Origin of the sequence: Paeniglutamicibacter psychrophenolicus, assembly GCF_017876575.1 — a bacterium.
Taxonomy (GTDB): Bacteria; Actinomycetota; Actinomycetes; order Actinomycetales; family Micrococcaceae; genus Paeniglutamicibacter; species Paeniglutamicibacter psychrophenolicus.
Genome location: NZ_JAGIOE010000001.1, coordinates 177,272 through 202,374, shown reverse-complemented (window position 1 = coordinate 202,374; position 25,103 = coordinate 177,272). Strand labels below are relative to the sequence as shown.

General features: G+C 68.7%; 17 protein-coding genes. 11 read left to right on the top strand and 6 right to left on the bottom strand.

Going from position 1 to position 25,103, the window contains the following annotated elements; translation table 11 throughout:
- Positions 1 to 28 precede the first annotated feature (28 nt).
- From JOF46_RS00870 to JOF46_RS00835, 8 genes are all read left to right on the top strand, one after another.
- Positions 29 to 925, top strand: coding sequence for a universal stress protein (locus tag JOF46_RS00870; RefSeq protein ID WP_209905595.1), 897 nt, complete (start codon positions 29 to 31; stop codon positions 923 to 925).
- Between the two features lie 19 nt (positions 926 to 944).
- Positions 945 to 2,456, top strand: a complete 1,512-nt coding sequence (gene pdxR, locus JOF46_RS00865; RefSeq protein ID WP_209905594.1) for a MocR-like pyridoxine biosynthesis transcription factor PdxR — start codon at positions 945 to 947, stop codon at positions 2,454 to 2,456.
- 125 nt (positions 2,457 to 2,581) lie between these two features.
- The gene (gene alr / locus JOF46_RS00860; protein WP_209905593.1) at positions 2,582 to 3,763 is read left to right on the top strand and encodes an alanine racemase; all 1,182 of its coding nucleotides are present in this window, start codon (positions 2,582 to 2,584) and stop codon (positions 3,761 to 3,763) included.
- 157 nt (positions 3,764 to 3,920) lie between these two features.
- The gene (locus JOF46_RS00855; RefSeq protein ID WP_209905592.1) at positions 3,921 to 5,312 is read left to right on the top strand and encodes an aspartate aminotransferase family protein; all 1,392 of its coding nucleotides are present in this window, start codon (positions 3,921 to 3,923) and stop codon (positions 5,310 to 5,312) included.
- Between the two features lie 27 nt (positions 5,313 to 5,339).
- On the top strand, positions 5,340 to 6,353 hold the full coding sequence (locus JOF46_RS00850) for a phosphotransacetylase (protein WP_245347955.1): 1,014 nt from the start codon (positions 5,340 to 5,342) through the stop codon (positions 6,351 to 6,353).
- Positions 6,354 to 6,436: 83 nt separating this feature from the next.
- Positions 6,437 to 7,996, top strand: coding sequence for an APC family permease (locus tag JOF46_RS00845; protein WP_209905591.1), 1,560 nt, complete (start codon positions 6,437 to 6,439; stop codon positions 7,994 to 7,996).
- 109 nt (positions 7,997 to 8,105) lie between these two features.
- Positions 8,106 to 9,182 carry a YeiH family protein gene (locus JOF46_RS00840; protein ID WP_209905590.1) on the top strand — a complete coding sequence of 359 codons (1,077 nt, stop codon included), beginning with the start codon at positions 8,106 to 8,108 and terminating at the stop codon, positions 9,180 to 9,182.
- A 178-nt stretch (positions 9,183 to 9,360) separates the two neighbouring features.
- The gene (locus JOF46_RS00835) at positions 9,361 to 10,824 is read left to right on the top strand and encodes a protein adenylyltransferase SelO (protein ID WP_209905589.1); all 1,464 of its coding nucleotides are present in this window, start codon (positions 9,361 to 9,363) and stop codon (positions 10,822 to 10,824) included.
- Between the two features lie 629 nt (positions 10,825 to 11,453).
- Here the strand turns inward: JOF46_RS00835 and JOF46_RS00830 are convergent.
- From JOF46_RS00830 to JOF46_RS00815, 4 genes are all read right to left on the bottom strand, one after another.
- On the bottom strand, positions 11,454 to 11,876 hold the full coding sequence (locus tag JOF46_RS00830) for a DUF1801 domain-containing protein (RefSeq protein WP_209905588.1): 423 nt from the start codon (positions 11,874 to 11,876) through the stop codon (positions 11,454 to 11,456).
- Between the two features lie 93 nt (positions 11,877 to 11,969).
- Positions 11,970 to 13,688 carry a cobaltochelatase CobT-related protein gene (locus tag JOF46_RS00825; RefSeq protein WP_209905587.1) on the bottom strand — a complete coding sequence of 573 codons (1,719 nt, stop codon included), beginning with the start codon at positions 13,686 to 13,688 and terminating at the stop codon, positions 11,970 to 11,972.
- 20 nt (positions 13,689 to 13,708) lie between these two features.
- Complete coding sequence (locus JOF46_RS00820; RefSeq protein ID WP_209905586.1) at positions 13,709 to 14,695, bottom strand: AAA family ATPase; 987 nt, start codon at positions 14,693 to 14,695, stop codon at positions 13,709 to 13,711.
- A gap of 5 nt (positions 14,696 to 14,700) precedes the next feature.
- Positions 14,701 to 15,540: an IclR family transcriptional regulator gene (locus tag JOF46_RS00815; RefSeq protein WP_209905585.1), complete on the bottom strand. Its 840-nt coding sequence runs from the start codon at positions 15,538 to 15,540 to the stop codon at positions 14,701 to 14,703.
- 191 nt (positions 15,541 to 15,731) lie between these two features.
- Between JOF46_RS00815 and xsc the strand changes: the two genes are divergently transcribed.
- The 3 genes from xsc to JOF46_RS00800 all read left to right on the top strand — a co-directional run bounded on the left by xsc (position 15,732) and on the right by JOF46_RS00800 (position 20,784).
- A complete protein-coding gene (xsc, locus tag JOF46_RS00810) occupies positions 15,732 to 17,537 on the top strand; it encodes a sulfoacetaldehyde acetyltransferase (protein WP_209905584.1) in 1,806 nt (601 codons plus the stop codon).
- A 166-nt stretch (positions 17,538 to 17,703) separates the two neighbouring features.
- Positions 17,704 to 19,044: an NAD(P)/FAD-dependent oxidoreductase gene (locus JOF46_RS00805; RefSeq protein WP_209905583.1), complete on the top strand. Its 1,341-nt coding sequence runs from the start codon at positions 17,704 to 17,706 to the stop codon at positions 19,042 to 19,044.
- A 141-nt stretch (positions 19,045 to 19,185) separates the two neighbouring features.
- Complete coding sequence (locus tag JOF46_RS00800; protein WP_209905582.1) at positions 19,186 to 20,784, top strand: sialidase family protein; 1,599 nt, start codon at positions 19,186 to 19,188, stop codon at positions 20,782 to 20,784.
- Here JOF46_RS00800 and JOF46_RS00795 read toward each other — a convergent pair.
- Together JOF46_RS00795 and JOF46_RS00790 are read right to left on the bottom strand one after the other, a co-directional pair.
- The gene (locus tag JOF46_RS00795) at positions 20,762 to 23,239 is read right to left on the bottom strand and encodes a TOTE conflict system archaeo-eukaryotic primase domain-containing protein (protein ID WP_342592323.1); all 2,478 of its coding nucleotides are present in this window, start codon (positions 23,237 to 23,239) and stop codon (positions 20,762 to 20,764) included. The genes JOF46_RS00800 and JOF46_RS00795 overlap by 23 nt on opposite strands.
- Before the next feature lie 60 nt (positions 23,240 to 23,299).
- Entirely contained in the window at positions 23,300 to 25,090 is a 1,791-nt protein-coding gene (locus JOF46_RS00790; RefSeq protein ID WP_209905581.1) for an NAD(P)/FAD-dependent oxidoreductase, read from the bottom strand.
- Positions 25,091 to 25,103: the final 13 nt, after the last annotated feature.

Genomic DNA, 25,103 nt, shown 5'->3' with positions numbered 1-25,103 from the left:
CCGAACTCCCACCGAAGGGGCCATTGAAATGAAGTATGTCGTCGGATGCATTGCGGACAAGCGAGGCCGCGAGGCGATCTCGCTGGCCTTGGCCCTGTCCAAATCGCTGGCCGCGCCGACGCATGCCGAACTCGAGCTGGTCCACATCATCCGCGGGTCCGCGCCCGAGGACGCGGGATCGCACAGCGAGCGCGTCTACCAGCAGTTCCTGCAGCAGTCCGCGCAGAAGTGGATGGACCGCGCGCTGGCCCTGGTCCCCTCGAACATGACCGCGCGCACCCACATCCGCTTTGCCGGGTCGATGGCCGAGGGCCTGCTCGAGGCCGTCTCCGCGTTCAAGGCCGACCTGGTCGTGGTCGGGGCCGCCAGCCACGGGCCGTTCCGGCGCTTCACCGTTGGATCCGTGGCCAACGCGCTGCTGCATTCCTCCCCGGTGCCGGTGGCCCTCGCGCCGTCGGGGTACCTGCCGCCGCGGGAAATCACCCGGATCACCTGCGCCCTGGGCACCCGCACGGGAGCGGACTCGGTGCTGGAGGTCGCCGTGGATTCCGCCGCGATCCGCCACGTGCCGCTGCGGCTGATCTCCCTGGTGGCACTGGACGGGGATTCAATCCATGCCGATGCCGGGCAGTGGGCCCGCGTGCATGCCGCCACGACGCTGGAACGCGCCATCGAGGGGGTGCGCGCCCGCACCATCGTCACCGCCGACGTGGCGCAGGGGAAGTCCACGGAGGCGGCCATCGACTCCCTGGACTGGGACGAGTCGGAAATCGTGATGATCGGTTCCTCCCGCCTGGCCGAGCGCAGCCGGATCTTCCTGGGATCCACCGCCAACAAGATGCTGCGCGCGCTGCCGGTGCCCATGGTCGTGGTTCCGCGCTTCCACGTCCCGGTCCCTGCCGCCGCCCGCCTGGGACACATCTAGGGCAGGGCCCGCGCCATCCATGACGCCACCGAACCAGCACCTGCCCCCGCCGCGCCACGCCCTGGTCCGCGCCCCGATCGCGGTCAGCTCCGATGCCGGGGAACCGCTCTACCGGCAGCTGCGCCAGGCCTTGGAGCACCAGATCCTCTCCGGCTCGCTGGTGCCCAACCTGCCGCTGCCCTCCTCCCGGGAACTGGCCCGCGAGCTGGGGCTCTCGCGCAACACCGTGAACGCCGCCTACCAGGAAATGCTTGCCTCGGGCATCATCGAATCCCACTCGCGGCGCGGCTATTTCATAAACACCCAGATGCTGCGCAAGGTGGCCCCGGATTCCGCCGTGGCCCCCGCCGCCGGCTCGACGGTGGACTGGTCGCGGCACATCCGTCCCCGCCAGGACGCCGGGATGCCGGAGATCACCAAGGTCCGCGACTGGTCCAGCTACCCCTACCCGTTCGTGGCCGGGCAGGTCGACGAGCGCGACTTCCCGCGGCTGGGCTGGTCCCGGGCGCTGCGCGACGCATTGGACCCGCCGCACCTGTTCTACTCGCTGCGCGACTCGGTCGACGAGGACGACCCGTTCCTGGTCGAGGTCCTGTGCAAGCACGTGCTTCCCGCCCGCGGCATCCTGACCCGGCCCGAGAACATCCTCATCACCGCCGGCTCGCAGCAGGGCCTGGACCTGCTGGCGCAAACCATGATGGGCACCGACACCCTGGTGGGCGTCGAAAACCCCGGGTACGTCGATGCGCGGCACACCTTTGCCCGCACCGGGGCGACGCTGCGCCCGCTTGAAGTGGACGAGCACGGGCTGGTACCGCCCGAATCCCTGGGTGAACTGGACCTGCTCTACCTGACCCCCAGCCACCACAGCCCCACCAATGTCACGCTCTCGGGAAGCCGGCGCCGGCAGATACTCGACGGCACCCGGGACGCCGGGGCGCTGGTCATCGAGGACGACTACGACTCCGAGTTCCGCTACCGCGGCAAGCCCACCCCGGCGCTCAAGGCCCTGCCGGACTCCGAGCACGTCATCTACCTGGGGTCCTTCACCAAGTTCCTGGCCCCGGGGCTGCGCATGGGCTACCTGGTGGCCGAGGCCGAGCTGGTCACCGAGCTGCGCAACCAGCGCCGCTACAAGATCCGCCACATCCCCGGCCACCCGCAGCGGGCCATGGCCCTGCTGATCGAATCCGGGCAGTACCACCGCACCATTTCCCGGCGCCGCACCCAGCTGGCGCGCAAGTGGCAGGTGCTCGTCGAGGCACTGGAGGAGTTCGTGCCGTGGAAGATCACGGCGCCCCCGGGCGGGGTGAGCATCTGGATCCGCGGCCCCGAGGACCTGGACTGCGTCGCACTGGCGGCCGCGGCCCTCGAGGCCGGGATCGTGATCGAGCGCGGGGACGTGTTCTTCGACGACCCGGAAGCCAACCGCAACCACTTCCGCCTGGGCTTCGCCGCGATTTCCCTCGAGGCCATCCGTCCCGGCATCAAGGAACTGGGCCGGGTCATCGCCACCCTGGCAGCGCGGTAACGCCCCGCACGACGGCCGTGGACCCAAGGAAGCGGCCCCGATCTGGATCTGTGCCGGGGGCCGAAGGTGAAGAACAGTTGAACCCAACAGCGCCGAAGCGCACCCCCAACGAAGGAGTCCACGCCATGAACCGGTCCAGCACGCTCAAGAACACCGCCGCATCCGCCTACCGCAACGCCGAGGGGTTCGTGCCGCAGCGCGCGGCCTACATCGAGACCGCCGCGATCACCGCCAACGTGCGGGCCCTGCGCGAGGTCGCGAAGGGCGCCAAGCTCCTGGCGGTGCTCAAGGCCGACGGCTACGGGCACGGCATCGTGCCCGCGGCCCGTGCCGCAGTGGAAGGCGGGGCCGACTACCTGGGCACCGCGGTGCTCGAGGAGGCCTTTGCGGTGCGCGCCGCAGGCATCACCGCCCCGCTGTTCTCCTGGCTCTCGGCGCCCGGCGCACCCTACGGCCGGGCCATCACCGAGGACATCGAGCTGGCCGCCTACTCGCTGGGCCAGCTGCGGGAAATCGCGGAGGCCGGGCAACTAGTCGGCGTCGTGCCGCGGATCCACCTGAAAATCGACACCGGGATGTGGCGCGGCGGGGCCACCCTCGAGGACTGGCCCGGGCTCTGCGCCGCGGCCCGGGAGCTCGAGGCCGAAGGCAAGGTGCGGGTGTTGGGCATCTGGTCCCACCTGGCCTGCGCGGACGAGCCGGGCCATGCCTCGGTGCCCGCGCAGCTGGAGGTCTTCAGGCAGGCGATCGCCACGGCGCGCGCCCTGGGGCTGGATCCGGTGCTGTGCCACATCGCCAACTCCGCCGCGACCCTCGCGGGCCCCGAGGCGCACTTCGACATGGTCCGCCCCGGCCTGGCCGTCTACGGGGTGAATCCGCTGGCCGAAGGGGACCGTGGCAACGCTCCCGCGCTGCGCCCGGCCATGAGCCTGGGTGCGGCCGTTGTGCAGACCAAGCGCGCACCTGCCGGCGCCGGGGTTTCCTACGGGCACACCGAATCCACCGAGCGGGAGACCACGCTGGCGGTGGTGCCGCTGGGCTACGCCGACGGGGTCTTCCGCAGCGCCAGCTCCGCGGGCCCGGTGCTGATCGGGAAGCGGACCTACCGGGTGCTGGGCCGGGTCTGCATGGACCAATTCGTGCTTGACGTGGGCGATGACGATGTCGCGGCCGGGGATGCAGTACTGCTTTTTGGCCCCGGGGACTCCGGGGAGCCGCACGTGGAGGCGTGGGCCGCGGCCGCCGGGACCATTCCCTACGAGGTGCTGACGCGCATCGGGTCCAGGGTGCCACGGATCTACCTGTAGGTAGGTTGCTGGTACCTAAAAAGGGACGCCAATTTGGGTCTGGGAAAGGACCCAGCATGCGGGCAGAGTGATACACACCACAGTAAGTCATTGGTGGCGAGGACCGCGGCGAGGTTGCTTCGGGTCCTGTCAGGAAAACTTTGAATGGAGGGGTCTCGTGACCAACTCAGACATCCGCAATCGTGCACAGCGGCATCTCTACCCGCACTTCACCACCGGGCAGGTGTGGAACGACCCGAACCTGCCGATCATCACCAGGGGCGAGGGAAGCTACCTCTTCGACGAAGACGGCAACAAGTTCCTGGACGGATTGGCCGGACTCTTCTGCGCCAACATCGGCCACGGCCGCCAGGACATCCCGAAGGCCGCGTACGAGCAGATGTCCAAGCTGGCCTACTGGACCAACTGGGGTTCGGCGCACCCGGCCGCGGTCGATGCCGCCACCGCCATCGCCGAGTTGGCCCCGGGCGACCTTGACGTTGTCTTCTTCGTGAACTCCGGTTCCGAGGCCGTCGAATCGGCCATCAAGTTCGCCCGCCAGTACCACCGCAGCCAGGGGCAGCCCGAGCGCACCAAGATCATCGCCCGCGACATGGCCTACCACGGCACCACCCTTGGCGCCCTGGCCGTCACCGGCATCCCGGCCTACAAGGAGGCCTTCGGCACGCTGATGCCCGGGGTCTTCCACGTCCCTAACACCCTGGGCGAGATCGTCCCGGAAGGCGGCACCGCCGCGGACCTGCCCTCCGTCCAAGCCATCCGCGAGGTCATTGCCCGCGAGGGCGCCCACACCATCGCCGCGCTCTTCGCCGAGCCCGTGCAGAACTCCCGCGGCGCCCTGGTCCCGCCAGCAGGCTACTGGCAGGAACTGCGTTCGATCTGCGACGAGCACGGCATCCTGCTGGTTGCCGACGAGGTCATCACCGGCTTCGGACGCCTCGGCGAGTGGTTCGGCAGCATCAAGTACAACGTGGTCCCGGACATGATCACCTTCGCCAAGGGCTCGACCTCCGGCTACGCACCGCTGGGCGGGGTCATCATCCGCAAGCCGCTGGCCGACGGCATGCTCGCCTCGCCGCTGGCCGGGGTCTTCACCCACGGGGCCACCTGGGGCGGGCACCCGGTCTCCACCGCGGTGGCCGTGGCGAACCTCAAGGCGCTGAAGGAGGAGAACGTCGTGGGCAACGTGCGCAGCCTCGAGCCGTACTTCCAGAACGGACTGGACCAGATCCTCTCGGCGCACGACGGCATCAAGGAATACCGCGGCACCGGGTTCTTCTACTCCATCGAGCTCATGGGCAGCCGCAGCGAGGGCCGCGAGCTGACCGCCGAGCAGTCCAAGGCGCTGCTCACACAGGTCATGCCGAAGGCCATGCGCGAGGTCAACCTCATCACCCGCCCGGACAACCGCGGCGCCACGATGCTGGTGCTCTCCCCGCCGCTGGTCGCCGACCAGGACGTGCTCGACGACCTGCTGAACAAGGTCGACCACGTCATGGGCACGGTGGACAGCTACCTCAAGGCCCCCGCCGCGCTGGCCTCGGTCTAGGGCCAAGGGAACCAGGAACCAAAGTCGATGACCATTGCACCGGTGCGGCCCCAGGGGGTCGACGAAAACATGCTGGCCCGCTTCACGGCCGGCCACTGCGCCGGCCCCTCGGGCCGCATCATCCTTGCCGACGGGCACGACGCGCGGGCCATCACCGCCGCCGGCGTGCTCAACGAGATCGGCCTGGAAGTCATCCTGGTCGGTGGGCGCGAGGGCATCAACGCCCTCGCGCTCACCGAGGGCGTCACGCTCACCGACGCCACCACCATCATGGACACCGCCGAACTGAGGGACAGTGCCGCCGGGGCCCACCTCGCCGGGGTCGTCGCCAGGCTCGGGCCGGAGAAGACCGCCGGGTGGATGGACGATCCGCTGTTCCTGGCCGTTGCCGCGGTTCCGGCGGGGCTGGCGGCGGCGGCCGTCGCCGGGGCCACCCGGCCCACCTCCGACGTCTTGCGTGCGGCCCTTCGGGTCGTGGGAACCCGCGAGGAGGGTGGCACCATCTCCTCCTCGTTCCTGATGCGGCTGAAGGACGGACGCTACGTGGGCTACGGCGACTGCGCCGTGATCCCCACCCCCGATTCCACCCAATTGGCGCACATCGCCACCGCCACCGCACGCACCTTCGCCACCCTCACCGGGCAGGAACCGGCGGTCGCGATGCTCTCCTTCTCCACCGCCGGTTCCGCCGAGCACGAAAGCATTTCAACGGTCCGCACGGCCACTGCGCTGGCACGCGAGGCCGAGCCGACGCTGCAGATCGACGGGGAACTGCAATTCGATGCGGCGCTGCTTGAATCGGTGGCCGTCTCCAAGGCCCCGGGTTCCTCGGTGGCCGGACACGCCAACGTCTTCATCTTCCCCAACCTGGCCGCCGGAAACATCGGGTACAAAATCACCCAGCGTCTCGCCGGTGCGCAGGCCTACGGGCCGATCCTGCAGGGATTGGCCGCACCGATCAACGATTTGTCCCGCGGTGCAACCGTGGCGGACATCGTGAACGTTTCACTGATCAGCATGATGCAATCCCAGAAATCTTGACCCCGACAGGTCCGCCCCCCCAGGGCGAACCGACAAGCCCCCCAATGGTGACGCAGGCGTCGCCGTGCAAGAACGAGGTTCAAATGAAAGCCACAACAGACAAGACGGTGACAAGTCCCATGGCATCGGCTTCGCCAGGTTTCGACGGTGACCAGCCCGAGCGCATGGAAAAGACGCTCAAGGCCCATTGGGTCTGGGCCATTGCCCTGGGCTCCGCGGTGGGTTGGGGTGCCTTTATCCTGCCCACGGACTGGCTGGCCATGGGTGGACCGCTCGGGGCGGTCTCCGGCTTCCTGATCGGCGGCGCGTTGATGGTACTCATCGCCGTCAGCTATGGGTTCCTGATCAAATCGTTCCCGGTCTCCGGCGGCGAACTGGCCTTCGCCCTGGTCGGATTCGGCCGTACCCACGCTTTCTTCTGTGGCTGGTTCCTGACCCTGGGCTACACCTGCATCGTGGCGCTGAACGCCTCCGCGCTGGCTTTGCTTTTCCGAAAGCTCATGCCCGACGTGGTGCAGCAGGGCTATCTCTACACCGTGGCCGGCTGGGACGTCTACCTGGTGGAAGTCATCATCTCGATGGTGGCCTTGGCGGTCTTCGCCTACCTCAACATTCGCGGCACCGCATTGTCGGGCCGCATCCAGTTCATTGCCTGCGTGATCATGCTCGTCGCGGTCGCCTGCATCCTGGTGGCCGTCATTGCCAGCCCGCAGGTCGTCTTTTCCAACGCCCTTCCGGCGTTCCCGGAGAATGTTAATCCTATCGCCGCGATAGCTGCGATCGTCGCGATAGCGCCCTGGGCCTTCATCGGATTCGACAATGTGCCGCAGGCTGCGGAGGAGTTCGACTTCCCTCCGGCCAAGGCCATGAAGTTGATTGTCCTGGCGCTGTTGGCAGCCGCACTGCTCTACGCGGCCATGATTGCCGCAGTTGCGATGGCCGCACCATGGGAGGCATTGGTTGCCGGGGATTCCGCATGGGGCACCGCGGATGCGTTGACCGGAGTGCTGGGTGGCTCGGGTCTGCTGCTGCTGACCATCGGAATCACCATGGGCGTGAGCACCGGCCTGAATGGTTTCTACGTCTCGGCCAGCCGCATCCTGCTGGGGATGGGACGGGCACAGATGGTCCCAAAGGTGTTCGCCCGGCTGCACCCCAAGTACAAGACCCCATACGTCGGAGTCATCTTTGTTGGCGCTGTATGCCTAGTCAGCCCTTGGTTTGGCCGTGCCGCACTGACCTGGGTGGTGGACATGTCCGCGGTCGGAGTCACCGTCGCCTACCTCTACACCTGCCTGTGCGCGTTCAAGATCTTCCGTCCGACCAACTCCGTTGAGCGAGCCGGCGATCTGGAAGGCACCCGCTCAACCTCCAAGAAGGTGCTCAGCGCGCTGGGCGCGGTCACGGCGCTGGTGTTCATGGCCCTGCTGCTGGTTCCGGGCTCCCCGGGCGTGCTGGGCAAGGAGTCGATGTCCGCGCTGGCCGTCTGGACCCTGCTGGGCGTGGTGTTCTTCATGATGCGCCGCAAGCACAACAAGACCCTGTCCGACGAGCAGGTCGACATCCTGGTCCTCGGCGCCCCGAGGCCGGAGGTTACCAAACTCAAGACCTCGTCCGCCAGCGGGGCCCCGGCGGGAAACTGACGCCGGAAGAGACTAGGGGCACAATAGTAAACATATCCAGCGCGTGGTTCGTGGTGTGGCCGCAGGCCGCACCACGAGCGCGTCTCTTTTTCCAAGGAGCATCCCCCTCATGGCCAACCAAACACACGAATCGGTGGTGCGGTCCAAGGGTCCGGGTTCCCCCCGCGCGGGCAAGGCCCGCTCCTGGGTTGTGACGCATTGGGCCGGACTTGCCGCCTGTGCGGTGGCCGTCCCGCTGTCCTTCCTGGTCCACCTGCTGTTCCCTTCCATCCCCGTGATGACCACCGCGGTGGTGCTCGGCGTGTTGTCGGCCAACATCCCGGGCCTGTCCACCCTGGTGGCCGGCCCGCTGCAGAAGGGCCTGGGATTCGCCGGGAAGAAGCTGATGCGCGTCGGCATCGTGCTGCTGGGCCTGAAGCTGAGCATCGTCGATGTCCTGGACCTGGGCTGGTTGACCTTCGTGGTGGTCGTGGCGATCGTGCTGCTGGCCTTCGGCGGGACCTACCTGCTGGGCAAGGCGTTCAAGCTGCCCGGGGACCAGCCGCTGCTGGTCGCCACGGGCTTTTCGATCTGCGGCGCCTCGGCCATCGGCGCGATGAGCGCGGTGCGCCGGTCCAAGGACGAGGACACCGTGATCCCGGTGGCGCTGGTGACCCTGTGCGGCACCCTGGCCATCGCCGTGCTGCCGCTGCTGATGGGCCCGCTGGGGCTGGGCCCGGAGGCCTTCGGCCAGTGGGTCGGCGCCTCGGTGCATGACGTGGGCCAGGTCGTGGCCACCGCGCAGACCGCCGGCGCCTCCGCGCTGGCCATCGCCATCGTCATCAAGCTCACCCGCGTGCTGACCCTGGCCCCGATGGTTGCCGCCGCCGGCATCATCAGCCGCCGCACCCAGGGAACCGGCTCCGAGCACGCGGGGCTGAAGCTTCCCCCGATCATTCCCGGGTTCATCATCGGGTTCGTGGCGCTGGTGGCGGTGCGCTCGATCTTCGACGTTCCGGCCGAGCTGCTGGATGCCGCCACGATCGTGCAGGACATCGTGCTGGCCGCGGCGCTCTTCGGCCTGGGTTCCGCGGTGCGGGTCCGCCAGCTCTTCGCCTCCAAGGGCGCCTCGATCCTCATGGCGCTGTGCGCCTGGGCGCTGATCGCGGGCCTGGGCTACGCGGGGGTCCTGCTGCTGCAGATGTAGGGCAGGGACCGCAAGAACAGGAAGGGCTTGTCTGCCGGAACGGTTTCCGGCGGACGGGCCCTTCCCTGTTATCCAGTGTGGTGACGCGCTGGAGGCCAGGGGCGTCTTCGACGCCGTGGCAGGTGCCTGCTTCCGCCTTTCCGCGTGGGCCGTCCCATGCCGCAGGTACTCTTGAAAGATGAGCGTCGACGCACAACCAACCTTCACATTGGACGGCCAATTTGCCCGTGAACTTCCCGAACTGGCCGTTCCCTGGCAGGCGGAACAGGCTCCGGATCCGCGACTGGTCGTGCTCAACGAGCCGCTGGCTGCCGAATTGGGCCTCGACCCCGAGTCCCTGGGCAATGCCGAGGGGCTGGGGCTGCTGATCGGTACCGCGCTGCCGAATGGTGCCACTCCGGTGGCGCAGGGCTATGCCGGCCACCAGTTCGGCTCCTATTCGCCGCGTCTGGGTGATGGCCGGGCGCTCCTGCTCGGTGAGATTGCCGATGCCGAGGGCCGCCTTCGGGACCTCCACCTCAAGGGTTCCGGACGCACCCCGTTTGCCCGCCGTGGTGACGGCCTTGCCACGGTCGGCCCGATGCTCCGTGAATACGTCATCAGCGAGGCGATGCACGCCCTGGGCATTCCCACCACGCGCTCCCTGGCCGTGGTGGCGACGGGACGGCCGGTTAGCCGCGAGACCGTGCTGCCCGGGGCGGTGCTGACCCGGGTGGCAAGCAGCCACTTGAGGGTGGGAAGCTTCCAATATGCCCGGGCCATGGACGACGAGGACCTGCTGCGCCGCCTGGCCGACCATGCGATGACACGCCACCATCGCGGAACGGCGGAGGCCCGGAACCCCTATCTCGCCCTGTTCGAAGCGGTGGTCTCGGCCCAGGCGTCGCTGGTGGCGCAATGGATGCTGGTGGGATTCATCCACGGAGTCATGAACACCGACAACATGACCATCTCGGGGGAGGGCATCGACTACGGGCCGTGCGCTTTCATGGACGTTTTCGATCCTGCCACGGTCTACAGCTCGATCGACGAAGCCGGGCGCTATGCCTACGGCAACCAGCCACTGGTGGCCCAGTGGAACCTCGCCCGATTGGCGGAGGCGCTCCTGCCACTCTTCCACGAGGACCAGGACCAGGCTGTTGCCTTGGCCCAGGAATCCCTGGGCGCCTTCCACACCCGGTACAGCGCCGCGTGGCTGGCCGGAATGAAGGCCAAGCTCGGCCTGGCCGACAACTTTGACGATTACTCGGCCACGTCACTCACCGGGGAATTGGTCATCCTCCTGCAGGAGGCCCGCGTGGACTACACGTCCTTCTTCCGGAATCTGGGCAAAGCCGCGCGGGGTGAGGCCGAGTCCGCACGCTCCATGTTCCCCGATCCGGCCGCGTTCGAGGCCTGGATGGAGCGTTGGTGGGCGCTGGAACCGGACGCGGATTTGATGGACCGGACCAACCCCGTCTACATCCCGCGGAACCACCTCGTCGAGGAGGCGCTCGCTGCCGTCGTCGACGGCAACCAGGAGCCGCTCTCACAGCTTTTGGCTGCGCTGAGCGCACCTTTCCAGGAACGTCCCGGCCTCGAGCGGTTCGCCGCCGCGGCCCCGGAAGGCTTCGGCCCCTACCGGACGTTCTGCGGAACCTGAGCCTGAGTGCGGGCCATGCCGGTACTGCCCGCAGGCCTTGGCCGGCCAGTGGAGACGAAGTCCTGGTGTCAACCGGCCACGTGGTTCGGTTTGGCGGCTTCAGCTTGAAGGCCGCGCCTGCATGGGCGGCGGATCGGGTCTTGCACCGGGTCCCAAACGGCCAGAACCCGGCGCAGCCGTGGATCATTATCCGGGCGCATATCCACCAGCGCAGCCTGCCGGATCATGGCCGGGTCCCGGGTCGCAGGCGTTCGCCGGCATGGGTGACGTGCACGCCAAGGCCCAATCGCGCCGGCAGCACACCGTTGAGCCGGGTGCTTACGAACTCGGCGGTTTCCCGGCTATCGAAGCGGACCAGGGTAAGGTGCAGCGGCAAGCCGGACCGGGGGAAGACCAAACCGGCTTGGACGGGAACAACAAAGGCAACGAGGATGCATGCACCCATGGTTCAGGATGGGCCCACGCCCATGGCAGGACCACGCACCGGCGGCCCGTGAGCAGTTCCTGTCCCGAACGAGGCGGTCAACATGGCGTTCACCTTGACGACGTCCGTATGTCGCGGGCCAAGCTGCCGTCCCCGTGTTTTATCGATCGTGCCATCACCGCGGCCGTTCGAGAACGTGCGGTGTTCAGTGCCCCGGCGACATCGTCTCGGCGAGCGAGTGCTCCAGCAACCGGCGCAGCGCGCCGCGATCCACCCCGGTCAACCGCGTCAGATACAGGCAGGCCTTGGACGCACGGTGCGGCCCGAGCTTCGCCAACAGCTCCGGCCAGCGCCGGGAAAAGTCGTTGGCGAGGTAGATCGTGTGCTTCGTCGGGCCCGGGACGAAGGCCAGGACGGGGGCACGGCCCGAGTGCCCGCTCGCGTAGCGGTACCCGTACTCGCCGAACCCGATGATGCGCCCGGCCCACACGACCGGCGTCTCACCGCTGATCCCGCCGAGCAGCGCGAGCAGTTCGTCGGCCTCGGCGCGCCGTGGCCCCGTGGCCCGGTCCAGCACCTGGGCAACCGGCAGGTCGGACGGTGACATTGCTGGCGGTTTCGCTGCCATGGGGGTCTCCTCGCGATGGTGCCGGAGAACCCAGCGTACTCCCGGCCCCGTGAAGCCCCCGCGGGCATCGTCGCGGGCGGTGTGCCCGGGGGCTCAGCGCCCGGGGCGCAGCGAGCGCTGAAGCAGGTCCAGCAGGTCGCGCACGGATTCGGAGCCGCCGAGCCGCCCGGCGTCCAGGATGGTGCTGCGGCGGAAGTACGGGCTCATGTCCAGCCCCAGGCCCAGGCCCAGGATGGTCGTGGAGCCGGCGGCCTCGGCCCCGCGCAGCACCGCGGCCAAATCATGCTGCAGGTAGTTTTCGTCGTTGGCGTTTGCCGTGGCGCCGTCCGCCGGGCTGCCGTCGGAAATGACCACCAGGATCCGGCGTTCCTGGCCTTGGGTTTCGAGCCGGCTCAGTGCCCAGCGCACGGCTTCCCCGTCGATGCCCTCGCGATACAGCGTGGACTTGAGCATCGCCGCCAGGCCCGGGCGCCCGGTGCGCCACGAAGTCGCGGCGTCCTTGAAGACCAGGTGGCTCAGCTCGTTGAGCCGTCCGGGGTTTTCCGGGTTGCCGGCGCGGCGCCAGTCCTTCAGCGCGCGCCCGCCGTTCCACGCGCCGGTGGTGTAGCCCAGCACCTCGCAGGGCACCTCGATGCGTTCCAGCGCCCGAACCAGCACGTCCAGGAACGCGGCAAGCCCCTCGGCGTGCTGCTTCATCGACCCGGAGCAGTCAACCAGGAACGTGATGGTTGCGGCGGCCACCGGCTCGAAGCGTTCGGTCTTGAACAGCCTGGACTCGGTGGGGGATGCAATCAGCTGGCCCAGCCGGGAAACATCGAGCAGGCCTTCCTCCGCGCCGGAATCGTTGCCCGAGCGCTCCGGGACGCAGAGCAGCCCCTGGAGCCTTTTGGCCAGCAGCGCCGTGTTCACCGCCTCGGTGTGCACCCGGGCGGCAATGCGTTCGCGGTAGCCGCGCAACAGGTCCTCCCGGACCAGGTCCCGGGCCGCCGATTCCTTGTCATAGGCACGGGTGAAGACCGTGTAGCCGCCGGCCGCGTCCGCCAGCGTGCCGCTGGCTCCCGTGCAGGTTCTCCCGATCAGCGCGGCCTCCCGCTCGACGTCCACAAGCAGCGAAAACGCAGCCGCCTTGGACTCCTTCGCCTTCGGCGCCTTGCGGGCAGGTGCCCGGGATTCCAGGGCCTGGACGGCGTCGGCGACAAGACGTGCGATCTCCAACGCCGGCGAGGCGAAATCGGACTGGCTGTGCTTGTTCCGGCGCAGGGCGGGAAGCAGCGGGCCCAGCACCGGGGACAGGTTCGCGCGGGTCGCCTCGATCATGTCCTCGGATTCGGCGACCACCGGTTCGGCGGTGATCCGCGAGCGGGCGACCTGCAGGATCGTGTACAGCAGCATGCCCAGCGAGGTTTCGGCCAGGCCCGAGGCCAGGTATTCCTTGGACCATGCCTCGTGCCGGGCCCGCAGGTTGGAAAGGACCCCGGGCAGGGTGGCCAGGGATTCGCAACGGAATTGCTCGAGCACCTCGAAGACCAGTCGGGCGCTGGGATTCTCGGGGAGCAGGGCCAGGTGGGCGGCGGTGTCCGAATGCAGGGTGCGCAACGCCATCCCGTCGCTGGCGCCGCGGAAGGACTCGAACGCCGCGCCGGGGGAGGGCGGGTAGAGGTGCGGCGCGTTGAACGGCAGCACCGTGGTGCCCCGGTAGGGCCGGGATCCGAGCAGCTCCAGGCGCGGGTCGGCGCCGAGCGCGCGCAGGGACGCGGCGCACAGCTGGCGGATTTCCTGGGCGCGGCGCTCGGTGATTCCCGTGGTGTCCATGGCGTTCCGGACGGTGTCCGCTAGGCCCCGGCCGGAACGAGCGCGTAGGACTCCTCGAGCTCGCATGCCATGACGCGCTGGTAGTACTCGGAGATGATGAAGCGCTCGGCCTCGTCGCACTTGTTGATGAAGGAGAGCCGGAAGGCCAGCGCGGGATCGCGGAAGATGGAGATGTTCTCCGCCCAGGTGATCACGGTGCGCGGGGACATCAGGGTGGAGATGTCCCCGGCGGCAAAGCCGTCCCGGGTGAGGTTGGCAACCTGCACCATGGAGCGGATCAGTTCCATTCCGGAGGGCTTCTGTGCCAGGTCCGGGACGCGGGCGGCCACGATGCCGACCTCGTCGGCCACGGGCAGGTAGTCCAGTGCCGCGACGATGTTCCAGCGGTCCAGCTGGGCGTGGTTCAGCCGTTGCACCCCGTGGTAGAGCCCGTTGAGGTTGCCCAGCCCGACGGTGTTGGCGGTGGCGAAGAGCCGGAAGTGCGGGTGCGGGCGGATGACCCGGTTTTGGTCCGGCAGCGTGAAGCCGCCGTCGCGCTCCAGCAGCCGCTGGATCACGAACATCACGTCGGGGCGGCCGGCATCGTATTCGTCGAAGACCAGCGCCATCGGCTGGATCATGGCCCACGGGACCACTCCCTCCTGGAACCGGGTGGCCGGTGCACCGTCCTGGATCACGACGGTGTCCTTGCCGACCAAATCCAGGCGGCTGATGTGGCCATCCAGGTTCACCCGCATCAGCGGCCAGTTCAGCCGGGCGGCGACCTGCTCGATGTGGGTGGACTTCCCGGTGCCGTGCAACCCCTGGACCATCACCCGGCTGTTGTGGGTGAACCCGGCCAGGATCGCCAGGGTGACATCGGGGTTGAAGCGGTAGGCCGGGTCGATGGCCGGGACGTGCTCGGTGGCCTCGACGAACCGCGGCGCGCGCGCTTCGCTGTCAATGTCGAATATCTCGCGGACCGAAACCAGCTCCTGGGCTGCGAGCCCGGGTGTTTGGTGGTTCATCCGGTTCACCACCCTGCCGCGATCGGCTCGGACTCCGGAGAGCCCAGATCCGCGTGGTCCTCGAGACGCGAGATGCTCTCGGCGGCCCGGCGCAGGGCCGGCAGCAAGGTGAGCAGGTCCGCCGAGCTCTTGCGCATCATCGGGGCCTGCACCGCGACGCAAAGGTTGGAACGGCCTGCCGGGTTGGGGACCAGCACGGCTAGGCAGACCAGCCCGTCCAGGTATTCCTGGCGGTCCTCGGCGTAGCCGTTGCGCCGGATCTGGGTCAGCTCGGCCTCGATTTCCGTCTTGTCGGTAAGCGTGTGCGCGGTGAAGCGCTGCAGCGGTCCGCTGGTCAGCACGCGTTCGCGCTGGGTGGGGCCGAATTGGGCGAGGATCAACTTGCCACTGGCCGAGCAATGCACCGGCACCCGGGAACCGGGGCCCAGGTACACGCGCAGCGGCTCGTTGGTTTCCACGCGGTCCAGGTAGATGACCTCGTTGCCGGACAGGGCCGTGATGTTGCAGCTTTCGCCGATTTCGTCGACCAGTCCGCGCAGGATGGCGTGCCGGGTGCCGTGCCGGGTGTCGTTGAGCAGCACGTCCTCGGCCATGCGGCGCATGCGCGAACCGGTGCCGTAGTGCCGGCCGTCGGACTGGCGGGTCAGCAGGTTGGCGCCCTCGAGTTGTTGCAGCATGCGGTGCAGGGTCGGCTTGGGAAGCCCCGTCTGGTCCACCAGGGATTGCAGGGTGAAGAGCTGGTCGCGGGTGGTGATCAGCTCCAGCAGTGCGAAGAGGCGCAGGGCCGGTGTTTCGCCCTGGACGGCACCCGCGGGCCCGAGATCCGGTTCCGTGAGATTTTCCATGATCGATCCAATCATCCGTTGTGCGAAGTTTCATTAAATCGTATCAGTACGAAGAATAAATGGAATAGGGTCTTGACGGATGTGAGCTGGGTCGCATAGCTTTGTGAGCAATCCCGTTTATGGGAGCAGTTCGAATCATTTTTTGAGACTTTGCGTGATTGCGACGTCTTGATCCACGAAGGAGACTTGTAATGACTGAAAAGGCCACATCCCGCGAGGTCGTCAAGGGCGCGCAGAAGATGACGTCGTCGGAAGCCTTCGTTGAGACGCTGGTGTCCAACGACGTCACCGATATCTTCGGCATCATGGGCTCTGCCTTCATGGACGCCATGGATATCTTCGCCCCCGCCGGCATCCGCCTGGTTCCGGTCGTCCACGAACAGGGCGCCGCCCACATGGCCGACGGCTATGCACGTGCCTCCGGCCGCCACGGCGTGGTCATCGGCCAGAACGGCCCGGGCATCTCCAACTGCGTCACCGGCATCGCCGCCGCCTACTGGGCCCACAGCCCGGTTGTGATCATCACCCCGGAAGCCGGAACCAACACCATCGGCCTGGGCGGCTTCCAGGAAGCCAACCAGCTGCCGATGTTCCAGGAATTCACCAAGTACCAGGGCCATGTCACCCACCCGAACCGCATGGCCGAATTCACCGCCCGCTGCTTCGACCGCGCCATGAGCGAAAACGGCCCGACCCAGCTGAACATCCCGCGCGACTACTTCTACGGCGAATCCATCACCGAGATCCCCGCCCCCCGCCGCGTGGACCGCGGTGCCGGCGGCACCAAGTCCCTCGACGAGGCCATCGAGCTGCTCAAGACCGCCAAGAACCCGGTCATCGTCTCCGGCGGCGGCGTGGTCATGGCCGACGGCGTGGAGGAAGCCAAGGCCCTGGCCGAGCGCCTGGGCGCACCGGTGGTCAACAGCTACCAGCACAACGACTCCTTCCCCGCCAGCCACCCGCTCTGGGCCGGCCCGCTGGGCTACCAGGGATCCAAGGCCGGCATGAAGCTGATCTCCGAGGCGGACGTCGTCATCGCCCTGGGCACCAGGCTTGGCCCGTTCGGCACCCTGCCGCAGTACGGTCAGGCCTACTGGCCCACCGAGGCCAAGATCATCCAGATCGACGCGGACCACACCAAGCTCGGACTGGTCAAGAAGATATCCGTGGGCATCACCGGCGACGCCAAGGCCGTGGCCATCGAACTGGTCAAGCGCCTCGAGGGCACCGAGCTCGCCTCGGACGCCACCAAGGCCGAGCGCGCCGCGAACATCAAGGCCGAAAAGGACGCCTGGGAGCAGGAGCTTTCCGCCTGGACCCACGAGAAGGACGAGTACTCCCTGGACGTCATCGAGGAGGCCAAGGGCGAGGAAGGCAACTGGCTGCACCCGCGCCAGGTGCTGCGCGAACTGGAAAACGCCATGCCGGAAGACGTGATGATCTCCACAGACATCGGCAACATCAACTCCGTGGCCCACAGCTACCTGCGCTTCGAAAAGCCGCGCAGCTTCTTCGCCCCGATGTCCTTCGGCAACTGCGGCTACGCGCTGCCGACCATCATCGGCGCCAAGGCCGCGGCCCCGCACCGCCCTGCCATCGCCTACGCCGGCGACGGCGCCTGGGCCATGAGCATGGGCGAGGTCCTCACCGCGGTCCGCCACGACCTGCCGGTCACCGCGGTCGTCTTCCGCAACCGCCAGTGGGGCGCCGAGAAGAAGAACCAGGTCGAGTTCTACAACCGCCGCTTCATCGCCGGGGAGCTGGACAACGGCGAGTCCTTCGCCGAGATGGCCCGTTCCATGGGTGCCGAGGGCATCGTGGTGGACAAGCTGGAGAACGTCGGTGCCGCCCTCAAGGAAGCCCTGAACGCCCAGATGGTCGACGGCAAGACCACCGTCATCGAGGTCATGTGCACCCGCGAGCTGGGCGACCCGTTCCGCCGTGACGCGCTGTCCACCCCGGTCCGCCACCTGGAGAAGTACAAGGACTACGTCTAAACCCGGAAGGCAACCCCGGGCAGCAATGAGTGGGGGGAGGGCAAGGCAGGGGGCACCGCGGTGCCCGCTTGCCTCGCCTTCCCCCGCTTGCATCCCCCAGAGATTCACTTCCGCCGCCGCACAACGAGGTGCACCGCGGGAGACAGCACAAGGATTGGAGCGAACAATGAGCAATACGCAGACGCCGGAAAACGTGGTCGTCATCGGTGCGGGCATGGTGGGACTCGCCACCGCCTGGTACCTCCAGGAACGCGGTGTCAACGTCACCGTGGTGGACCGCGACGGCGTCGCCGCCGGGTCATCGTGGGGCAACGCCGGCTGGCTGACCCCCGCCCTCACGCTGCCGCTGAGCGAACCCTCGGTGCTCACCTATGGGCTGAAGACCATGTTCGATCCGGCCTCCCCGCTGTACATCCCGCTCTCGGCCAAGCCCTCGCTGATCCGCTTCCTGCTCGGCTTCGCCCGGCACTGCACCCCGGGCAAGTGGCGCGAGGCCATGGCCGTGTTCAGCGAGATCGGCGCCACCGGCCTGGATGCCTTCGACGAGATCTCCGAGGCCAACGCCGTCACCAGGATCGGCCGGGACCACGCGGCCGTCGGCGGCGGAGCCTCCGGAAGCGGCGGCGGAACCACGACCCTGGGCACCGGCGTTTCCGAACCCACCAAGCCGGCCGAACCCTTCCTGACCGGCTTCAAGAGCCTCAAGGACCGCGACGGGCTGCTGCACGAGTTCGAGGGCATCCGCGCCTCCGGCGGCCAGGTCGAATTCGACCTGCTGGACGCCGCGGACATCCGTGCCATGGAACCCACCCTCGGCGACGGCGTCAAGGCCGGTGTTGCGATCCACCACCAGCGCTTCATCAACCCGCCCAAGTTCATGGACTCCCTGGCCGACTCGGTCATCGCCCGCGGCGGGCGGATCACCACCGACTTCGAGGTCGCCGACATCCGCGAACACGCCCACGGGGTCGAGGTCATCGACGTCCACGGACGCACCCAGGGAGCCGATGCGGTGGTCATCGCCACCGGTGCCTGGCTGGGCAAGCTCGCGCGGAAATTCGGCGTCAAGCGCGTGGTCCAGGCCGGACGCGGCTACTCCTTCACCGTGGTTCCCGAGGTCATGCCGACCCACCCGATCTATTTCCCGGCCCAGCGCGTGGCCTGCACCCCGCTGGGCGACAGGTTCCGGGTGGCGGGCACCATGGAATTCCGCGATGCCGACCACCCGCTGGAGCCCAAGCGAATCGAGGCCATCGTCGCAGCGGCCTCCCCGCTGTTCACCGGCATCAACTGGGAGGACCGCCAGGAGGAATGGGTCGGATCCCGGCCCTGCACCACCGACGGGCTGCCGCTGATCGGGGCCACCCGCTCGAACCGCGTGCACGTGGCCGGCGGCCACGGCATGTGGGGCGTGGCGCTGGGCCCGCTGACCGGCAAGATGCTGGCCGCCGCGATCACCGGGGAATCGACCCCGGCGGTGATGCGGCACTTCAATCCGCTGCGCTGACCCGCGCCCCGGCGCAACGACACCGGGGAGGCGTGGTGCGGAACCCGTCAGGGTCCGCACCGCGCCCCGGCGCATGTCCCGCCCCGTAACGCACCATGCGCCGACTTGGTTCGGACGGCGGGACGGCGGTAGAGATGGAGGATGACCCATGACGTTTCCCCGTTCTCCCACCAGGTCCTGGCCGCCCGCGGCGCCGGCGGCCACCGCCAATACCGGATCCCCGCACTTGCCGTGTCCACCGCCGGAACGGTCCTGGCCGCCTACGACGGGCGCCCCAACCTCGATGACCTGCCCAACACCATCGACCTGCTGCTGCGCCGTAGCTTCGACAACGGGGCGAACTGGGAGGCCCAGCAGGAAATCCGCACCGGCAGCGGTCTGCAGGGCTTCGGGGACCCCAGCCTGCTGGTGGACAAGATCACCGGGCGCATCTTCTGCTTCCACGCCGCCGGCACCCATGCCGGGTTCTTCGAGGCCGTCGAGGGCCTGGAACCCGAAGACGCGGTGCAGCACGTGGATGTGTCCTTCTCGGATGACGACGGGGAATCCTGGAGCCACCGGCGGCTGACCGGGGCGCTCAAGCGCGAGGGCATCACCGGGATCTTCGCCGCGGCAGGGGCCGGGATCCAGCTCGAACACGGGCCGTGGGCCGGGCGTCTGGTCCAGCAAATGGTCATCCTGCTGCACGGGAACATCCGCGCCGCCTCCGCCTACTCGGACGACCACGGCCAGACCTGGACACTCGGCCAGGCCACCGCCACCGAGGCCAACGAGAACAAGGTCGTCGAGCTGCCCGGCGGGAGGGTGCTGCTGAATTCGCGCGCCCGCGGCGCCCGGCTGCAGGCCATCTCCACCGACGGCGGGCACAGCTACGGGCCGTTGGAACCGGTGTCGAGCCTGCCGGATCCCAGCGACAACGGCAGCATCCTCCGGCTCCCGGAACCCGGAACGGGCCCGGGGCTGCTGCTGGCCACCAACAACCGGGACACCGACCTGCGCCGCAACACCGTGCTGAGCTTCTCCCGCGACGAGGGCGCCGGCTGGCGCCCGGTCGCCGCGATCCGCCGCGGATCCAGCGCCTACTCCACCGCGGCGCTGCTGCCCGACGGCGCCCTCGGAGTGCTCTACGAGGACAACGGCTACAGCGAGATCGTCTTCGCCCGGCTGGCCGCGGCGCACCTGGCCCCTGCGGCCCTGGACGCGGCAGCCGAGGCATACCTTGATGACGACGGCGGGGACTTCTGCCTGGTGCTGCGCTCGATCACCCCGTCACGCCCCGGAACCTGGCAAGGCGTCGGGGAATCCCACACCATCTCCGCAGCGCCCGCCCAGTGGGGCGTGCACACCTGGAAGGAAATCGGGCAGGGGTACGGGGACGGGAACCAGGTGCTGGGCACCCGGGAAGCCCAGGACGTGAACTACGGGCCCGCCGCACCGGGGTTTCGGGCCGGGGACATCCTGGCCTTCACCGGACGCTTCCGGAACCCATTCGGCCACACCGTCGAGGCGGTACTGGAGGGAAACTTCGACGGGGACGTGGCCGCATCCTTCCCGGCCGCGGCGGTGGGGCCCGGGGAAGCGGCCCTGTATTTCACCCCCACCTACACCGTTACCGAAGCCGACGTGGCCCGCGGGCACGCAACGGTGCGCTGCGCCGTGCATGCCGGCGGGCAAACCTGGGAACGCAGCTTCCGGGCGGACACCGCAACCGGTGCCGTCAGGGAGCTGGACGCGGGGTAGCGACTGGCACGGGGTCGAACCCCAGCTCCCGGTACCCGGCCGAACGCTTGTCGTAGGCCCGGGCAATCACCGGGGTGCGGACATCGACGTAGTCGTGCACCACGGCATTGGCCTTTCCCGGGTACGGCCGGGTGACGCGCCCGGCGTACTGCAGGAGCCTGCCCCGGAAGGAAATCGGGGCCGCCAGAAAGAGCGTGTCCAGGCGCGGGCAGTCGAAGCCCTCGCCGATCAGCGACCCGGTGCCCAGCACCAGCAGCGGCTCGTTGGCCGGGGTGGAATCGATCCGCTCCATGGCTGCGCGGCGCGCCCCGGCCTTGAGCGAGCCGGTGAGCTCGACCGGGTCCAGCCCCGCGGCGCGCAGCGCCGCCGAAATCAGCTGCAGGTGCCGTTTCCAGGTCGAAAGCACCAGGACCTGCCTGCCCTGTGCGTGCGCCTCGATGATGTCGCCGGCGACCTGGGCCACGCGGGCCGGATCCTCGATGAGGATCTTGTGGATTTGCGTGATGCCGCCCGGCGAGCTCGGATCGATGTCCCCGTCGTACTCGAAGGCGGTCTCGTGCAGCTGCAGTTGCAGTGCCGGGGCGGGATGCTCGGCGGCGCTTTGCGGCAATTGACCGTGGCGTGGTGCGGTGAACTCGTGGGTGAAGCTGCCCAGCTGGTGGAAGATCAGCTCTTCCAGCCCGTCGCGCCGGTACGGGGTGGCGGTGAGGCCGAGCCAGGACCGGGCAGGGATCTGGTTCATGACCTGGCTGAACGCGGCGGCGGGGACGTGGTGGCACTCGTCGACGACCACGAACCCGTACCCGGCGGCCAGCTCGGCGACGTTCTTGCGCCGCGCCAGCGTGGGCAGCAACGCAACGTCGATCCGCCCGGTGGTCTTGGACTTCCCGCCGCCGATCTGCCCGGACTTCTCGCCCAGGAACCTCAGGATCTCCCCGCGCCACTGGTCCGCCAGCGTCTTGCGGTCCACCAGCACCAGCGTGGAGACGGACTTGGCCGCGATCAGGGCGCAGGCCATGACGGTCTTGCCGCTGCCGGGGGCCGCCACCAGCACGCCGTGGGTGCGGGCCGCCAGCGCCTCGAAGGCCCGGGCCTGCTCGGGGTGCAGGGTCGCGGTGAACTCGAAGTCCTGGGGCTGGCCGCCCACGCGGCCATCGGTGAGCGCCAGGCGGCTGCCGGCGGTTTCCACCAGCTTTTCGAGCATCGGCAGCAGACCGCGGGGCAAGATGAGGTCGCCCTCAAGGGTTTCGTCGTAGCTGGCCAGGAAGCGCGGGATGCCCCAGGTGGAGCGGCGCTGGCGCTGGCGCTCATGGAAGTCGGGGTTGGGCAGGGCCGCGGCGTGCTTCAGCGCGGTGATCATGGCCGGGCCCAGGTCGGTGGAGCGCAGCGTGATGCGTGCGCCGATGACCGCTTGGACAATCGGTGCCGGGCGCGGGGAGATCTTGGAGGAGGCCGGGACCTCCAGGCGGGTCTTGCGCCCGGTGACCGGCGCCGGCAGGGTGCGCAGCAGCGATTTCAGTTCGCCGGGACTCACCCTGCCCAGGCCCGAGAGATAGGCCCACTGGTCTTCGAAGGGTTCCAGGGTCGCGGGATCCAGGAAGAGCGTGGTGCCGTGTTTCCGGCGCCTGCCCGCCAGCGGGGCCGCGATCAGGTTGCCCATGCCCTTGCCGGTGTGCCGGTCCTGGGAGGGGAAGAGCCGGTCGTAGCTGCGCAGCGACATCGAGCCGCGGATGCCCATGGCCTCGTGCAGCAGCGCGCTGGCCAGGGCCCGGGCGGCCTCGGCGGGGACGAAGTGGGTGAAGAAGATCCACACGTGGGCCCCGCGCCCGGACTGCGAGACCTCCAGGGCCGCGGGGATGTCGCGGTAGCGGGCGGCCTTGAGGTAGGCCAGGGCATCGAGCATTGCCGCCGCGCCGTCGAAGTCGGCGGCCACGAAGGCGCAGCTGTCGGCCTCCGTGAGCGGGTAGAGCCCGATGTGCTGGCGCCCGCGCAGGTGGGCCTCGACCTCGGCGGGGGTGAGCCGGGTGTAGTTGGTGTTGTCCCGGTCCATCCACTTGCGCCAGCCGCCGGGAACCGCCGGAACCCAGCCGGCCTTTCCCTCCGCGGCATTTTCCCAGCGCAGCGCAAAGACATCGGTCCGGGTGCGGAACAGGTCCATGTAGAGCCGGATCTTCTCGGCCTCCGGGGAGGCCGCGGTCACCGGGCCGGGGGCACGCAGGGCGAGCTGCCCCTGGGCCGGGGCCGCCGCCCGGGCCTCGGCCTCGCCAAGTTCCAGCAGCTTGCGCAGCCGCTTGTTGTCGATGCGCAGCGCCTCGAGCTCGCGCTGCACGGAGCCGGCAACCTCCCCGGCGCCGGCCACGTCTTCGACCTCCGGGTGGGCGGGCGCCATCGCGGCGATCGCTTCGTCATCCAGGGGAAGCTGCGTCTGGGCGGGATCGTGGCGTGCGGGACTCACAACACCATTGTGCCCCGAAGCCCCGACAATACGCCGGAGTTCGGGGCCCGGCGGCCGCCGTCAGGAGGTGTGGTGCGTTTCGGCCAGCGCGTAGACCGGGGTGTCGATGCCCTCGAAGCGTGCCTTGAGCTGCAGTGCCAGGTACTTGGAATAGTGCCGGGACTGGTGCAGGTTCCCGCCGTGGAACCACAGGTTCTCCTGCCGGGTCGGCTTCCACATGTTCCGCAGCTCGCCCTGCCACGGACCGGGGTCCTTGGTGGTTTCCGAGCCCAGGCCCCAGCACTTGCCCACGGCGTCGGCCACGTCCTGGGAGATGAGCTTGGCCGCCCAGCCGTTCATGGACCCGTAGCCGGTCGCGTAGATGACCGCGTCCGCCGGCAGCACGGTGCCGTCATCGAGCACCACCGAGTCCTCGGTCAGGCGCGCCACATCCCCGTGGGCCAGGGCGATGGACCCGTCGGCGACCAGCGCCGAGGCGCCGATGTCGATGTAGTAGCCCGAGCCGCGGCGCAGGTACTTGAGGAACAATCCCGAGTCGTCGTCGCCGAAATCCAGGTCGAACCCGGCGTCGGCGAGCCCCTGGTAGAAGTCCGCGTCGTCCGCGCGGATCTTCTCGAAGGCGGGGCGGTGGAACTCGGGCAGCACCTTGTAGGGGATCGAGGCGAAGATCAAGTCGGCGGTCTCGGTCCCGATGCCGTTGGCCAGTGCCTCCTCCGAGTACAGCGGCCCGAGGACGGTGTCCATCAGGGACTCGGAGCGGACGATGTGGGTGCTGGAGCGCTGCACCATCACCGGTTTGGCCCCGTTCTGGGCCAGGTCGGCGCAGATGTCGTGGGCGGAGTTGTTCGCGCCGATGACCACCACGTTCTTGCCGCGGTACGCCTCCCCGCCCGGGTGCGTGGAGGAGTGGTTCTGTTCCCCGGCGAAAACGTCCCGGCCCGCGAACGAGGGGACGTTGGGGATCCCGGACATGCCGGTGGCGATCACCACGTGCGCGGGGTGGAGCGTGTGCGCCTTCCCCTCGCGGATGAGCTGCACCGTCCAGGTCCCGGTGCCCGGGTCGTGGGTGGCGGAGGTGGCCTCGGTGTTGGACCAGTAGTCGAGCTCCATGAGCCGGGTGTAGTGCTCGAGCCAGTCGCCCATTTTGTCCTTGGGGGTGAACACCGGCCAGTGGTCGGGGAAGGGGATGTAGGGCATGTGGTCGTACCAAACGGGGTCGTGCAGGGCCAACGAGTGGTAGCGCGAGCGCCACTGGTCTCCCGGGCGCGGGTGCTTGTCGATGACCAATGCCGGGACGCCCAGGCGCTTGAGCCGGGCGCCGAGCCCGATGCCGCCCTGCCCGCCACCGATGACCAGCACGTAGGGCTGATCGGTGATCCCGAACTCGGCCTCGCGCCGGTTGCGCCGATCCAACCAGTTCTCCGATGACATTTCCGCCCCGTGGTCGGCACCGCGTTCGCGCAGCGCTCCGGCGGGTTCCGGGAACTCGCGCAGCCCCTGGGCCGTGGAGAGCAGCGTCCAGCACTTGCCGTCGCGCAGCCGCAGCAGCCCCTTGCCGTCGATGGACTTGTTGGTGAAGGTGTACCAGGCCTCGATCACGCCGTCGCCCTCGGTGGCGGAGGCCAGCGCGAGATCCCGCGGCCAGGCGTCCGGCCCGACCCCGTCGAGCATGTCCTTGATCTGTTCCCGGCCCTCGGAGGTGTGCAGGTTCCAGGTCAGCGCGGAAAGGTCCCGCCAGTAGGATTCCTCGCCGAAGAGCGCCGCAGCGGCCTCGGTGTTGCCCGCCCCCAGGGCGCGTTCCAGCTCGCCGAGCCATTGCCCCGCCGCCGTGGCGGCATTTTGGTCAGTCATGTCGATCTCCTTC

Bases quoted from the DNA above. Each gene is read 5' to 3' on its own strand.
- JOF46_RS00870 (WP_209905595.1), top strand. From the start codon at position 29: ATGAAGTATGTCGTCGGATGCATTGCGGACAAGCGAGGCCGCGAGGCG.
- pdxR (WP_209905594.1), top strand. From the start codon at position 945: ATGACGCCACCGAACCAGCACCTGCCCCCGCCGCGCCACGCCCTGGTC.
- alr (WP_209905593.1), top strand. From the start codon at position 2,582: ATGAACCGGTCCAGCACGCTCAAGAACACCGCCGCATCCGCCTACCGC.
- JOF46_RS00850 (WP_245347955.1), top strand. From the start codon at position 5,340: ATGACCATTGCACCGGTGCGGCCCCAGGGGGTCGACGAAAACATGCTG.
- JOF46_RS00845 (WP_209905591.1), top strand. From the start codon at position 6,437: ATGAAAGCCACAACAGACAAGACGGTGACAAGTCCCATGGCATCGGCT.
- JOF46_RS00840 (WP_209905590.1), top strand. From the start codon at position 8,106: ATGGCCAACCAAACACACGAATCGGTGGTGCGGTCCAAGGGTCCGGGT.
- JOF46_RS00835 (WP_209905589.1), top strand. From the start codon at position 9,361: ATGAGCGTCGACGCACAACCAACCTTCACATTGGACGGCCAATTTGCC.
- JOF46_RS00830 (WP_209905588.1), bottom strand. From the start codon at position 11,876: ATGGCAGCGAAACCGCCAGCAATGTCACCGTCCGACCTGCCGGTTGCC.
- JOF46_RS00825 (WP_209905587.1), bottom strand. From the start codon at position 13,688: ATGGACACCACGGGAATCACCGAGCGCCGCGCCCAGGAAATCCGCCAG.
- JOF46_RS00820 (WP_209905586.1), bottom strand. From the start codon at position 14,695: ATGAACCACCAAACACCCGGGCTCGCAGCCCAGGAGCTGGTTTCGGTC.
- JOF46_RS00815 (WP_209905585.1), bottom strand. From the start codon at position 15,540: ATGGAAAATCTCACGGAACCGGATCTCGGGCCCGCGGGTGCCGTCCAG.
- xsc (WP_209905584.1), top strand. From the start codon at position 15,732: ATGACTGAAAAGGCCACATCCCGCGAGGTCGTCAAGGGCGCGCAGAAG.
- JOF46_RS00805 (WP_209905583.1), top strand. From the start codon at position 17,704: ATGAGCAATACGCAGACGCCGGAAAACGTGGTCGTCATCGGTGCGGGC.
- JOF46_RS00800 (WP_209905582.1), top strand. From the start codon at position 19,186: ATGACCCATGACGTTTCCCCGTTCTCCCACCAGGTCCTGGCCGCCCGC.
- JOF46_RS00790 (WP_209905581.1), bottom strand. From the start codon at position 25,090: ATGACTGACCAAAATGCCGCCACGGCGGCGGGGCAATGGCTCGGCGAG.